General features: G+C 41.6%; 13 protein-coding genes and 1 tRNA gene. 4 read left to right on the top strand and 10 right to left on the bottom strand.

Translation table 11 applies throughout. The features are described from left to right. Position 1 precedes the first annotated feature (1 nt). The 9 genes from BGP78_RS13550 to rlmE form a co-directional block, all read right to left on the bottom strand. Positions 2-1,120 (bottom strand): FIST signal transduction protein, encoded by a 1,119-nt coding sequence (locus tag BGP78_RS13550; RefSeq protein ID WP_119861869.1) that lies wholly within the window; start codon positions 1,118-1,120, stop codon positions 2-4. 92 nt (positions 1,121-1,212) lie between these two features. Next, a complete protein-coding gene (locus tag BGP78_RS13545) occupies positions 1,213-3,192 on the bottom strand; it encodes a UvrD-helicase domain-containing protein (protein ID WP_119861868.1) in 1,980 nt (659 codons plus the stop codon). A gap of 146 nt (positions 3,193-3,338) precedes the next feature. Further along, positions 3,339-3,423: transfer RNA gene (locus BGP78_RS13540), tRNA-Leu, on the bottom strand. Positions 3,424-3,489: 66 nt separating this feature from the next. Next, entirely contained in the window at positions 3,490-3,837 is a 348-nt protein-coding gene (gene secG / locus BGP78_RS13535; RefSeq protein ID WP_119861867.1) for a preprotein translocase subunit SecG, read from the bottom strand. Between the two features lies 1 nt (position 3,838). Then, complete coding sequence (tpiA, locus tag BGP78_RS13530; protein WP_119861866.1) at positions 3,839-4,588, bottom strand: triose-phosphate isomerase; 750 nt, start codon at positions 4,586-4,588, stop codon at positions 3,839-3,841. A 78-nt stretch (positions 4,589-4,666) separates the two neighbouring features. Then, entirely contained in the window at positions 4,667-6,007 is a 1,341-nt protein-coding gene (glmM, locus tag BGP78_RS13525) for a phosphoglucosamine mutase (RefSeq protein WP_119861865.1), read from the bottom strand. Further along, the gene (folP, locus tag BGP78_RS13520; protein ID WP_119861864.1) at positions 6,004-6,849 is read right to left on the bottom strand and encodes a dihydropteroate synthase; all 846 of its coding nucleotides are present in this window, start codon (positions 6,847-6,849) and stop codon (positions 6,004-6,006) included. The genes glmM and folP overlap by 4 nt, the downstream gene beginning before the upstream one ends. A gap of 135 nt (positions 6,850-6,984) precedes the next feature. Continuing rightward, on the bottom strand, positions 6,985-8,919 hold the full coding sequence (gene ftsH / locus BGP78_RS13515) for an ATP-dependent zinc metalloprotease FtsH (RefSeq protein WP_119861863.1): 1,935 nt from the start codon (positions 8,917-8,919) through the stop codon (positions 6,985-6,987). Positions 8,920-8,986: 67 nt separating this feature from the next. After that, positions 8,987-9,616 carry a 23S rRNA (uridine(2552)-2'-O)-methyltransferase RlmE gene (rlmE, locus tag BGP78_RS13510; RefSeq protein WP_119861862.1) on the bottom strand — a complete coding sequence of 210 codons (630 nt, stop codon included), beginning with the start codon at positions 9,614-9,616 and terminating at the stop codon, positions 8,987-8,989. A gap of 85 nt (positions 9,617-9,701) precedes the next feature. Between rlmE and yhbY the strand changes: the two genes are divergently transcribed. Beyond that, positions 9,702-9,998, top strand: a complete 297-nt coding sequence (yhbY, locus tag BGP78_RS13505) for a ribosome assembly RNA-binding protein YhbY (RefSeq protein WP_119861861.1) — start codon at positions 9,702-9,704, stop codon at positions 9,996-9,998. Between the two features lie 32 nt (positions 9,999-10,030). On the opposite strand, the gene BGP78_RS13500 is transcribed toward yhbY, so the two are convergent. Continuing rightward, positions 10,031-11,170, bottom strand: coding sequence for a serine hydrolase (locus tag BGP78_RS13500; protein WP_119861860.1), 1,140 nt, complete (start codon positions 11,168-11,170; stop codon positions 10,031-10,033). A gap of 95 nt (positions 11,171-11,265) precedes the next feature. Here BGP78_RS13500 and BGP78_RS13495 point away from each other — a divergent pair, with 95 nt between their 5' ends. The 3 genes from BGP78_RS13495 (at position 11,266) to BGP78_RS13485 (ending at position 14,363) form a co-directional block, all read left to right on the top strand. Next, a complete protein-coding gene (locus BGP78_RS13495) occupies positions 11,266-12,069 on the top strand; it encodes a hypothetical protein (RefSeq protein WP_119861859.1) in 804 nt (267 codons plus the stop codon). 281 nt (positions 12,070-12,350) lie between these two features. Next, positions 12,351-13,055 (top strand): response regulator transcription factor, encoded by a 705-nt coding sequence (locus tag BGP78_RS13490; RefSeq protein ID WP_119861858.1) that lies wholly within the window; start codon positions 12,351-12,353, stop codon positions 13,053-13,055. Between the two features lie 9 nt (positions 13,056-13,064). Beyond that, complete coding sequence (locus BGP78_RS13485; protein ID WP_119861857.1) at positions 13,065-14,363, top strand: ATP-binding protein; 1,299 nt, start codon at positions 13,065-13,067, stop codon at positions 14,361-14,363. Positions 14,364-14,522 lie beyond the last annotated feature (159 nt).

The following is a 14,522-nucleotide window of genomic DNA, read 5'->3' as shown; positions in this document are numbered from 1 at the left end:
ATTATTCTGAGACAAGTGTTACCGTCATCGTTTGGTTGTGTAAAAGGCAAGGCCCACCATAAACATCTGGAGCCAACTCTCCATATGAATAAAAGCCCATACACTTAAATCCAGAGGCTAGTTTTGTTGTGATGGCTTCTAGCTCCTCCTCAACTCTCGGCCCCAAGACAAGCTTTCTCCCGACGCAGCTAATTAATAAAGCAACGCCTGACTCGCCATGCACACTCTCTAATGACTTCATAACCGCAGTCCCAGCTCCATCAACGAGCCGATCAAAGTTAGCCTTCATTAATTGTGCATAGCCTTGATGGGGCATATCGCCAGCAAATACCATGCTATTGTCTTCATAATCAATATCTAATATGGTTCGTATCACCTTACGGCCTGTTTCAGGATGCGTAACCTGCAGTGGAAACCTCAGCGCTGATGCTGGTAAATCATTGGCATATGGACCTAAATACTGCTTGTACAAGGTGATAGCTGGCTCCCCATCTAGCGCATACAGACGATTTCCATTTGCTTGGGTGATCTCTCGTTTGGGTCCAAACGGATCCCAGCCGCCAACACTAGCATGGCTTACTTTCAGTGTGTCTGAATAGAAACCACATAAGATCACGGCGCCTTCTTCTAAGAATTGGTTATTAAATAATGAAGTACTTGAAAACCGCTCCCCATCTCCGGCAAGGCCGCCGGTTATTATCACATCATCATCGAATGAGTGATTAAGGTGTGCTGCCAAGTCACTGCCGTTGATAACATGCCCATCGCTAATTACCAGTAGCCATTTAAGATCGGTTTTTTGCAATGCTGAGGCTGCAGACTCACAAAACTCACTCACTGCTGTCTCTTGCACTGCATCACTATAAATAGCGACTCGGGTATTACTAAATGAAAAAGCGGTAATAACCATTGCATCATCAAAGAGCTGATCTGCAGCTATATCACCTGCGCTACTGCAACCTACTATTTTGGCATTGGGAAAGTAATACTTCAAACGCTTAAGCTCGTTGCAGTTTCGTTCCTCTAAACTAAAAAACACAGTCACAAGCTGAACCCGTTCATTTAATACGGGTGCCTTCATCCACTGGCTTTTGTGATAAATGTATTGCTCTGTTTCCATCTCGACAAGTCACTCGCAATCGTAATGCTTTAAACTTAGCAGTGGATTACCAATTACGACAATTTTTACCCAATTAAACAAAGAACTATTGCTTAATTATCGAGCTCTAATAAAAATTCACTCGGATTCACTTTTGGTTTGATAAGGTACACTTGGCGTTTAGCACGCGTTAAGGCGACATAAAATAATCGCCGCTCCTCAGCATGAGGAAAATGCCCTTGTTCAGGCAATAAAGCATTTAATAACGTCCCTTCCCCTTCTTGAGCAGGCACCCCTCCTGCATGCAAGCCTAATAAAATACTGTAATCAGCTTCTTTACCTTTTGAGCCATGAAATGTCATAGTTCTTAGCTCTAAACGTTCAAACTGTTGCTGTAACTTAGATAAATGCGATTTATCAGGTAACAACTTATGGTATCGCGCTAATATTAGTACGCTACATACCTTATCTGCTCTGGCATTTAATTGGCTGAGCGCGATGAGCAATGACTGCTCGTCGTCGGATCCTTCAACATATACCAGCGGAGCGATATCATCAGTACTATGGGCCGATATTCGTTTCATTATTTGACTAGGATTGGCACAAATAAAGCGGCTAGACACGTCTAATAACGCTTGATGGTAGCGAAATGTTGTGTCTAGTTGCGTCACGGTCCCTTTGCCAAAGAAGTTTGTAAAATCCGTTGTATAAGAAATATCTGCGCCGCTAAACCTGTAGATAGATTGCCAATCATCTCCAACACAAAACAAATGATGTCGCTCTGACTGTGTTATTAATGCTTTCAATAATTTGGCACGTATGGGGGATATATCCTGAAACTCATCCACTAAAAAGTGTGTCCAAGGAGATATAAATTTTTTTTCTTGCACATACTTGATTGACTTGAGAACCATATCTTCAAAATCAATCGCCCTTTCATTGCTCAAATAAAGGCTATACTCCGCCAAAATAGGCCTAATACACATTAGTGCGTCACTAAAGTGTGTTTCTACTCTCGACAAACTACTCATCGCCCTAGCACATTTTAGGTGTGCTAACGCGCCTGTAATGGTTTTTAACAAACGACTGCCTTTTGAGCCTTCTAGGTACTGACAAATGCTTTGTAAATCCTTGCCTGAACACTCACCGTAACGCGCAAAGCTGAGCCGATATTGCTCTTCTTGGCAAAGGAGTAATATCGTCTCTTTCACAAAAGTACGTTTCTCAACTTCATTCTGAGCAAGGGTTGAAATCTTTGGTGCCACCCCCTCTACGCTCTCAATGATCTTTAAGCCTAATTTATGAAACGTCATGCACTTTGGAAATGTAGGGTATTGACTTGCTCTTTGCACCATTTCACGCGCGGCCTCATTACCATACGCTAACATCAGTATATGCTTAGCATATGCTTGACGGGTGTACGCCAAGTATTGCGCTTTTGCTATCATCACACTTGTTTTGCCCGTACCTGCACCTGCAAGTAATAACTGCCGCTCGTCTTGTATTACACAGGCCCGCCTCTGTGCAGCAGTGAGTGGTAACTTCTCTACCGTGTCAAAAAATGCTTCATGTTCTCGAAGTTTATAGCTTACATAACTTTCTTGGAATTCAGCTACATCACTGGTACTCCATTGCGTAACCTCTTTTAGAGTAGCAATGGCTTGCGCTAATTCAGCACTGAGCTCACAGCGTATATCCCAAGATAGCCATTTGTCACGATACGGCGTCAGAGCAGACATAAGCATGCTCATAAGACCATGCGATAAATACCTTTCTTTAAGTAATCTTTCTAGTTTGAGTATGCGCTCCATTAACGCTTTTTGATGATGCAAGACCCATAGCCTTTGCAGTCTTAAAGTGAACTCTAACTTATTTTCCACTTTAATAGGCTGTGATAGCTGGCCGTGAGTATGTGAAATAGTTAAGTAACTAAAAACAACTTTACGATCAAGTTTAGGGGGCTGATTTATTTGTTTCCAAAGCAGTAATTCAGGCTTGCCATGACGGCTATGCAACACGATACCATCATCATGAATACCGACACTGAGGTATGGGGCTGTATATTTAAAAATAAGTGGCGTGATAAATAACAAGAGGAGTAATAATTAAATAGAGATGTTCATAGCATAATTGAAGTACAGGCGATCACAAAGTAAAAACAGCAACATAAGTGCGTTTTTAACATACTATTAAAAAATAAAAAACCCGGCTGATTTTCATCAACCGGATTCTTACTATTTGGTGCGGATGGGGGGACTTGAACCCCCACGCCCGAAAGCACTACCCCCTCAAGGTAGCGTGTCTACCAATTCCACCACATCCGCTTTTTACAGTCATTTGATTAACTGAGGCGTTAACCGACTGGGTAACTAAAGGTTACCAATCTTTTATTAATTTGGTACGTCTGACGTATTGTTGTCAGTTGACGCTGGTACATCTGACGCTGCTGGTACTGCAATTGACTCAGCTGGTGCTTCTAGATTTTCCCACTCGTCTGTTTGTTTAATTTGACCTGCTGTCAAATTACCCAAAACGATACTTAAAACAAAGAAGACAGTTGCTAATACTGTCGTTGTTTTAGTCATAAAATTACCGGCACCTGATGATCCGAATACAGTCGCTGATGCACCTGCTCCGAATGAAGACCCCATGTCGGCACCTTTACCTTGCTGTACCAACACCATACCAATAAGTGCTAATGCAACAATTAAATAAATAACCAATAATATCTCGTACATGTTATACGTTCCCTAATGCACTGTTACAAATGCTCACAAATGCATCTGCTTTCAGACTAGCGCCGCCAATAAGGCCGCCATCTATATCTGGTTGTGTAAATAAGCTTTTACTGTTTTTATCATTAACACTGCCACCATAAAGAATTTGCAGTGCTTGTGCGACAGGCTCGCTTTGTGTGCTAAGCATGTCACGAATAAATTTGTGTACAGACTGTGCTTGTTCAGGAGTTGCCGTTTTACCGGTTCCTATTGCCCAAACGGGCTCGTATGCTAGCACAGAATTTGAGAGCGCTGCTATACCTAATTTAGAAATTACAGCATTTATTTGTTCAGCTACTACTTTTTCTGTTTCGCCTAGCTCTCTTTGCTTTTCTGTTTCACCTACACAAAGTACCGGTATTAACCCTTCTTCTTGTGCTTTGGCAAACTTTTCAGCAACAATTTCACTTGTTTCGCCGAAAATCGCGCGTCTTTCTGAATGACCTACCAGCGTATAATTTGCACCAAGTTGCTTTGCTAACTTAGCTTCTATTTCCCCTGTAAAGGCGCCGGAATCAAATTCAGAAATAGTTTGAGTGCCAACATTAACGCCCGACTCAACTGCCTTACACAGTAAGGGGGCTGGCGGAAAAATAATAACGTCAACTTGCTCATTTTTATATTTGCTTATTGCTGTACTGATCTCTGACACTAGTTCTATTGAACCGTTCATTTTCCAGTTTCCAGCAACTATTGGCTTACGCTGCGCCATTCGATACTCCGCATTTAAAGCGGGTGAGATACTAACTCGACTCACCCAAAGTTACAAGATAAAAAATAAAAAAAATGATTAATTGCTCACAGTTTCAACAACTTCAGCAATTTTTTGAGAAAAATCGAGGACCTGCTTCTCTTGCTCTGCTTCTACCATTACTCTAATGACAGGTTCAGTGCCTGACTTTCTTAATAAAACACGACCTTTACCAGCCAGTTCAGCTTCAACTTCATTTACAACTGCAATCACTTCTGGAGAAGTTGTTGGGTCTGCTGAGACAGAATACCTAACATTGATCATATTCATTGGGTACTTTACAAACCCTTGTCCTAAGTCTTGTAGCGTTTTATTTTGTGAGACCATCGCTGCAAGCACTTGTAAGCTCGATATAATTCCATCACCTGTGCTGATGAGATCTAAGCTCAGGACATGACCAGAACTTTCACCACCGATTTTCCAACCATTTTGCGCTAAAAGCTCCATAACATAACGGTCACCCACTTTGCTTCTGGCAAACTCAATGCCTTTTGCCTTTAATGCATTTTCTAACCCCATGTTAGACATCACAGTGCCTACGACACCGCCACCTAGCGTGCCTTGTTCAAACGCTTGGCTGGCAATAATATAGACTATATCATCACCATCAAAAACTCTGCCATTATGATCAACCATCATCACTCGATCACCGTCACCATCATAGGCAATCCCCACGTCAGCATCATGCTCAAGCACTTTACGTTTTAAACTGTCTACATGAGTTGCACCACAGTTAAGGTTGATGTTTACCCCGTTTGGTTCACAGGCATGACAAATCACCGTAGCCCCCAGCTCACGCATCACAGCTGGGGCAATATGGTACGTCGCACCATTTGCACAATCTAAAACAATTTTGAGCCCTTCTAATGACAGTTCGTTAGGAAACTGCCCTTTACAAAACTCAATGTAGCGTCCATCTGCGTTGTCTAGCCTGTGCGCCTTGCCAAGTTGCTCTGATGGCACACACGTCATTTTATCATCGAGCATTGCTTCTATTTCAAGCTCCACTGAATCAGCAAGTTTGAGGCCATTACCACTAAAAAACTTTATGCCATTGTCATGGTATGGATTATGAGACGCACTTATCACAATACCGGCTTCAGCACGAAAAGTTTGTGTTAAATAAGCCACAGCCGGTGTCGGCATTGGCCCTAGTAAAACCACATCAATACCGGCGGCAATTAAACCAGCTTCTAATGAAGTTTCTAATAAATAGCCGGAAATACGTGTATCTTTTCCGATAATGACTTTCTTAGTACCTGACTTTGACAATACTTTTCCCGCAGCCCAACCGAGTTTTAATGCAAACTCTGGTGTTATCGGGTACTCACCTACCAAACCTCGAACACCGTCGGTACCGAAATATTTTCTTGTTGTCATAAAGTTACTCCATTTCTAGCTGCCTGCCATACATTTAACACATCAGCTGTTTCCTGAACATCATGGACTCTAATAATATGTGCGCCCTTCTGCGCGCACAGTAACGCGCCAGCTAAACTCGCCGCTAAGCGTTTATCAGTGTCCCGATTCAATAATTGACCAAACATTGATTTGCGCGATAACCCTGCCAATAAAGGTAGCTCAAACGTAGCAAACTGCTCAAATTCACCCAGTAGACTCAAGTTATGCGCCAAATTTTTACCAAAACCAAACCCAGGATCAATAATTAACCTATCACGCTTTATTCCAGCTTGTTCACAAGATTCAATACGCTCATTAAAAAACTGCTTCACCTGAGGTATCAAATTTGTATAGCTTGGATTTGCTTGCATCGTTCTGGGCTGTCCTTGCATATGCATTAAGCAAACGGGTACATCGTCAAATTGTGCAACCACTTCCAACGCATTAGGCTCTTGTAAAGCGCGCACGTCGTTAATGATATCAGCACCCGCTTTTATTGCCGCTTCCATGACTTGTGCCTTACTCGTATCAATAGAAATCACACAATCAGACATCGCTCGAATTGCCGAGATCACGGGGACCACTCTTTGTAGTTCGACTTCACAAGTGACATCAGGTGCCCCTGGACGTGTAGACTCACCACCAATATCTAAAATAGTTGCACCTTGTTTTAGATTTGTCATGGCTTGTTTTACAGCATGCTCGCTATTGAAATAATTCCCGCCATCAGAAAATGAATCTGGTGTGACGTTGATAATTCCCATTACTTGCGGAACATTTAGGTCCAAAATGCGACCCCGAGGTAAACTTAACGTAGTCATGGTGTACCCTAGCTTAATAATATTCTATCGAGAGGAGCTTTTTAGTCTTAATTCTCTATCCAGTTTTTGGCTTTCGTTTGGATATTAAAAAGCCCCGATATTCGGGGCTTTAATAAGAGGACAGTATTTTAACCGTTATTCTGGACTATCATCAAGCTCTGAACTTGATTGAGATTCAGAAGTTGGCTTTTTTTCTGTGTCATTTGCATCATCATCTGATTTTGATGCTTTAGCTTTTGGCTTAATATCATGCGCATCACGAGGTGGTCTCACTTCAACACGTGCCATCAAATCATCAATTTGAGGTGCATCAATTGTCTCATACTTCATAAGTGCGTCTTTCATACTATGCAGAACATCCATATTGTCTTTCAATATTTGTTCTGCACGGTCATAGTTACGGGTTACAAAATCTTTGATCTCTGAGTCAATTAATTTAGCTGTCTCATCTGACATGCCCGACATACGCTGAGAGCCGCCACCCATGTACATTTCATTTTGATCTTCCATGTACATTTGTGGACCAAGCTTGTTACTTAAACCCCACTGAGTAACCATCTTTTTGGCAATATCTGTCGCACGTTCGATGTCGTTACTTGCACCTGTCGTCACTTTGTCGTCACCATAAATAAGTGCTTCAGCAATACGACCACCATATAAACTAGACAACATTGATTCTAAATGTTCTTTAGAATGGCTAACTCTGTCTTGCTCAGGTAAGTACATAGTTACACCCAACGCACGACCGCGAGGAATAATCGACACTTTGTAAACAGGGTCATGTTCAGGAACCAAACGACCAACAATCGCGTGTCCAGCCTCATGATAAGCGGTCATTTCTTTCTCATGCTCGCTCATAACCATAGACTTGCGCTCGGCGCCCATCATGATCTTATCTTTTGCAGCATCGAATTCAGCCATACTTACTTTACGCTTATTACCACGCGCAGCAAATAGTGCAGCTTCATTCACAAGATTTGCCAAGTCAGCACCTGAAAATCCAGGTGTACCACGTGCAATTACTGACGATTCAACATTATCATCAAGCGGTACTTTTCTCATATGAACATTCAATATTTGCTCACGACCACGAATATCAGGCAAACCAACAACAACTTGACGGTCAAAACGACCAGGGCGTAATAACGCAGGGTCAAGGACATCTGGTCGGTTAGTCGCAGCAATAACGATAATACCTTCGTTACCCTCAAAACCATCCATCTCTACAAGCATCTGGTTAAGTGTTTGCTCACGTTCATCATGACCACCACCCATACCCGCGCCACGCTTGCGGCCTACGGCATCTATTTCATCAATAAAGATGATACATGGTGCTGCTTTTTTAGCTTGCTCAAACATGTCGCGTACACGTGATGCGCCCACACCAACAAACATTTCAACAAAATCTGACCCCGAAATTGTGAAAAATGGTACTTTGGCTTCACCAGCAACCGCTTTTGCTAAAAGTGTTTTACCCGTTCCCGGAGGACCGACCATCAGAACACCTTTAGGAATACTACCACCAAGCTTTTGAAACTTTGACGGGTCGCGTAAAAAGTCAACCAATTCAGTTACATCTTCTTTCGCTTCATCACAGCCAGCGACATCAGCAAAGGTCGTTTTAACTTGATCTTCACTCATAAGACGCGCTTTACTCTTACCGAATGACATCGCACCTTTGCCGCCACCGCCTTGCATTTGACGCATGAAGAATATCCACACACCAATCAATAACAGCATTGGGAACCAAGAAATGAAAATATTAGCCAAGAAAGATTGCTCTTCTGGTTTAACACCTTTCACATTCACATCGTTTTTTAGCAAATCATTAATTAAATCTGCGTCATGCATAGGGATTATTGTTTGAAAACGCTCACCATTGCCCTTTACGCCAGTAATAGTACCTGAGTAACGGTCAACATTAACATCTCGAATTGCGCCGCTGCGCACTTCTTTCACAAACTGTGTGTAACTTGTTTGACGATCAATATGATCGCCGCCATTGAAGCTCTGAAACACGGTCATTAGCACAACTGCAATAACCAACCAGAGTATTAAATTCTTTGCCATATCGCTCAAGGGGTTAACCTCTTGTATCCAAAATTGTTTAAATTCAACTTAATGCTGTCCAACTGTACTACAGTTTGTAGCCTGTCGCCACTATATATACTTCTCTCGAACGAGGTCTAGACGCTTTTGGCTTGCGGATCTTTACCACGTTAAAGCATTTACGTACTTCTTGAACAAATTGATCAAAGCTTTCACCTTGAAACACTTTTACAGCAAATCCGCCGTTTTTGCGCAGTACTTGATGACACATATCTAACGCAAGTTCGACTAAATACATGCTTCCAGCCTGATCGGTCGACATGTTACCACTCATATTAGGTGCCATGTCAGAAAATACGACATCAACATTTTTACCGCCAATGCGATTTAGTAAAGCATCTAATACAGCCTCTTCACGAAAATCGCCTTGTAAAAAGTCAACACCAGGCAAAGAGTCCATCGGTAAAATGTCACACGCAATAACTTGACCTTTTGCGCCAACTTGCTCTGCAAGGTACTGAGACCAACTACCAGGAGCCGCACCAAGATCGACAACACTCATACCAGGTTTTATCAATTTGTCACGCTGCTGTATCTCTTCTAGCTTAAATACAGCCCGTGAACGAAACCCTCGTTTTTGTGCTTCTTGAACATATGGATCATCAACATGTTCTTTTAACCAGCGCTGGGAACTCGCTGAGTGTTTTTTATTTGTCATTATTCGCTGCAACTCATTAGTAATATTGTCTAGATGGCGGTAGAATATCAATAATTCAAGCCTATATTTAGTAAATTGTACCAATATGACCTTATCAAATAAACAAAAGCAGTACTTAAAAGGATTAGCACACCCATTAAAACCCGTTGTTTTGCTCGGATCAAACGGCTTAACAGAAGGTGTGGTAATGGAAATCGACCATTCCTTGACCATCCACGAACTTATCAAGGTAAAAGTGCCGACTAATGATCGCGAAACAAAGCAGCTAATTTTTGATGCGATTGTAAGAGAAACTAAAGCCTATAAAGTACAGAGCATTGGCCATGTGATAGTATTATATCGCCAAAGTGAAGAGAAAAAGATTCAATTACCTCGTACGTAATTGATTCTTTTGAAAGCTCAGTGCACCAAAGGCTATGCCTCTGGTGTGTTCTGAGCAAATTGTAGCGCACTATTAATAAAATCAGTTGTTAAGGCGTTTATCACCCCACTTTCTGCGTTCAATAATAAACTAAAGCCCATATTGATTGCAGGGATCACCACAACATCGGTTCTATAGCCTTGCACCCAGCCACTGTGATAATACAATGTTGTCCCTTCATATTCATAAATGCGCCAGCCCAACCCATAATAAGCTTGCGTTACGTGCTCACGCCAAATACGGCGTCGCAATTCACGTTTTGTGCGCGTATAGGGTCTGCTTTGTATTGTGAGCGCCTCCAACGACATCACACTGGGATAATAGCCTAATTGCAACTTTAACCATTGCACCATATCTGCTGCACTTGCGTTCACTCCCGCAGCTGGTGCAACTTTATAATAATTCGCCTTGAGTTTTGCTGTATGCCAACGCTTTCTTCCCAGAACATGGGGTAGTGCATAGTTTGTATCTCGAGTCATATTCGCTAACCCGACCCCACCATCATTCATATTAAGTGGCGTAAAGACAAACTCTTTGAGCCATCGCTCATAAGGCATACCTGTCGCTTTCAAAATAACGTCTGCAATGATGCTAAACATCACATTCTGATATCCATAGCATTGACCCGGTCGGCATATTTTTTCAACCGATATCAAACGCTCAACAATATCTTGATAAGGCATACGAGATTCAATTAAATTATCGTATGCATTGGGGACCAAGCCACTCGAGTGACTTAATAAATGATAGAGTTTTAAATGCTTATATTCTGAATCAGCAAAAGCAGGTAAATAATCACTAACATAATCATCCAGTAGTAATTTGTTCTCACTGGCTAACTTCGCACTCAAAGAGCCAGCAAAGGTTTTAGATACTGATGCCAATCTAAAGCGAGTATGGGCATCAACCGCTCTCCCTTTTCGCACTTTTGTTATACCATATCCTTTCGCATAGTCACCTAATTCGCCATGAACAATACTTAATGCTGCTCCAGGAATGGATTTTTCTTTGAGTTTGCGCTCGACTTGCTTAGAATAGCTGTTCAAAAATTGGTTCCACTGAACTTTTGCGGAGTCTGTAGCAAAAGAGTGAGCAGTGAATAGCCAAAATACGACTGAAACTAAAAACTTCATATTGACTCATTTTAATTTTCTTGAGTGAAGTGTACACGAAGTTAGACACTGTTTGTAAAGGCTAAATAATTTTTTAACGCGATTGAGGTATTTAGATGCGGTTACTGTTTTGTATTATTATTTTAAGTTTCACTTTTGGTTGCGTATCAACCAAGAAGCTAGCACCGAAACTTGATATTCCTGCAAAACCTCTTTTAACAAAAGAAGTTTACCAGCTTAGTTACAGTACTGAACTTGATTCAGCACGTATAAAGTCAGTGCAGCTGCCTGCACATCCTATTAAAAAGAATAATACAGTGCGTATTGTGACTGATAAAGTCAGCATGACTGATACACTTAAAGCGCAGTTAATCCAGTCACTTAATACCAAAGGCTTGAAGATTGTCACATCAAGTAAAGCAGATTACGTATTAACCGTACACCAATTGGACTTGGAGTTTGGCTCAGATAAAATATACACGCTTAATCAACCTAAAAAGCCCCACCCATTTTTTACGCGCTTAGCACAGCAAGTACCCAGTTATCAATGTGCCAACATCATTGCTTCAGTCAGTATGCGCCTCACACACCAGGCCTCATCAGACGTAGTATGGTTCGCAAAATCATCTATCGATAGCGCTAGCTTTCAAGGGATCCCACTCCAACTTAATTACACGCAAAGTCAAAGCATTTCGAACGAACATGCCGTTATCTCTTTCATTGTGAAGCACAACACCGAAGCGGCTAGACAAGCCCGCTTTAACAATCCCATCACCATACCTAGTTATGATGTAAAAACGAGTGTAAGTCAGCCAACAAAAATTGCCGGTGCGTGCACTGAAACTGAAGTCAGCGCTTTAAGCAGCGCAATGCAAACTTCATTGACCAATTTACTGATTGAAAAAATTAACCTTCAATAGCTTACAATTTTTTACAGCAAAGTATCCTCCTACTCTTTAGAATGGCCAGTGACAGATAGCGATTACTGGCCTCGCTTAACGCGTTACATAGCTACTTTGTACTTACCCTGTAATATTAACTATTCCTTCTATCAGAAATACAGATATACGGTCTAAATATTCAATAACGAGGTACATCGAGCACTCAGAACAGCTTAACAAACAACAACATTGGCGCTACACTTAAGCATAAACAGGGCCAGCCTATAAACTTGCCATGATTGGCGTAGGAGACAATTTAAATGGACAATTACGGTACAATTCTACTCGTCGAAGATGATGCATCCCTAGCGCAGTGGGTCGCCGATTATCTAAACAACCAAGGTTACACTACCCATGTGTGTGAGCGCGGTGATAAAGTTGTTTCTATGGTTAAGTCTACGAACCCAGATATTGTGTTGTTAGATGTTATGCTTCCAGGACAAGATGGCATTAGTGTATGTAGAGAATTAAGACAATTTTATCACCAACCAATTATCATGCTCACAGCCAGAGATGAAGAAATGGACGAAGTCATCGGCCTTGAAGTCGGTGCAAGCGATTATGTGATAAAGCCTGTTAGACCTCGTGCATTACTCGCTCGTATCAAAGCAATGTTACGCACAACACAAGATAATAAACCCGCAGACGCTAACAGTAACCTAATTCAAGTAGGTAATTTGAGCATTGACACGCAAGCTCGAAAAGTGCTCCTTCATAGCCATGAAGTCAATATCTCAAGTGCTGAATATTTACTGTTGCATTTTCTCGCTTCTAATGCGGGTGAAGTCGTCTCAAGAGATGCCGTTTTTAAGGCAACAAAAGGCCGTGAATATGACGGACTAGATCGCAGTGTTGATGTACTTATTTCTGCCTTGCGTAAAAAGTTTAATGATGACCCACAACAGCCCGAGAAAATTAAAACGATATGGGGTAAAGGCTATTTGATGGTGCCCAGTGCCTGGTAGTTATATTTCGTGAAGAAACTTTATTTATATTTGCTTACCAGTGCAATTATCTCGATTGTCGTTCTGAGCTTACTCATTGACGCTTTTAGCCAACAGACAGCCCCAACTGTTGATAACTTCAGTTGGGAAAGCACATTAACCAATGGCTTTGCTCAGCAAGTTGCTCGGCAACCCGTCGACCAAAGAGCCGATTTTACGCAGCGTTTGAGCCGTGATTTCAACATCACGCTGACTTATAGAAAAGGCGACACACTAGCATTACCTCTCGAACTCAAAACGAAAATGATAAACGAAGGGCAACTGCTCCTTGAAGAAGAACAAGGATTAAACTTATTAAAAACAAACGATGCATTATTACCTGATTATTTAGAGCTAAAAGTTGAAAAACCCGCCAAAGAACAAAATAGTGATATTGCGCTCACGTTTATCTTTTATGCTGGGATCTGTGCTTTTATGTGGTTTATCCTTGCCCCCTTAGCAAAAAGGCTATCCGTGTTAACCGAGGCCGCAAAACGTTTTGCTAGCGGTGATATGAGCGCTCGTATCGAAGTAAATCACTTTACTTACATTAAAGATGTAGAGCTCACTTTTAATAGCATGGCCAACCAAATCGACAAACTGCTTGCTGAAAATAAACTCATGGCTTCGAGCCTCTCTCACGATATTCGAACCCCAGTGGCGTGTTTAAGGTTTGGGTTAGATGCAGCAATTGAAGAACCAGACATGCAGCAAGTCAGGTCCATTTTATCCCGAATGGAAAATGACTTAGATCAAATGGAAAATATGTTGTCTAGCTATTTATCGTTTGCCACCTTAGAACAAAAGGCGCACTTGCTTAATTTCGAATCAACTCACGCAACTCCCTACATAGTTGCGCTTATCGAGCAGGTGCAACCTAAAATTAGCAAAGCCGAATTGCTCAGCAGTTACGAAGTTGACCCTGAATTATTTCTCACCGCAGATCTTCACTGGCTGGCCCGTGCAGTCACCAATTTATTAAGTAATGCCTGCAAATTCGCATCCCATAATATCTTTGTCAAGGTACATGAGCTTGATCAGTACATCGTCATTGATGTTGAAGACGATGGGCCAGGTATTGCCCCTAACAATTGGCATAAAGTATTTAGCCCCTTCTTTCAGGAACAAAATCACCGAAACCGCGATGAGAAAGGATATGGTCTTGGACTTGCGATTGTTGCGAAAGTAGTCGATTGGCATCACGGCAAGGTCTCCGTGTCACAATCTGACACGTTAGGAGGTGCTAAATTCACATTAAGTATACCGTGTAAAGCTACAAGGGCACTGTAAAAATACTCAAACGGTTCACATTTACAAGCGACTTAAATCATTAATAATCCTAAATTTAATATTAAGTAAATACATAGTTTTACGCATCATAAAGCTTACAGATTCAAAGCGAGTACACTTTTGTCCTAGATCATGTTAGTTAGAGTGCAATTAGCACTT

This window comes from Pseudoalteromonas sp. MSK9-3 (assembly GCF_003590335.1).
Taxonomy (GTDB): Bacteria; Pseudomonadota; Gammaproteobacteria; order Enterobacterales; family Alteromonadaceae; genus Pseudoalteromonas.
The sequence above is the reverse complement of the archived record's forward strand: the minus strand, read 5'-3'. Positions and strand labels throughout refer to the sequence as shown.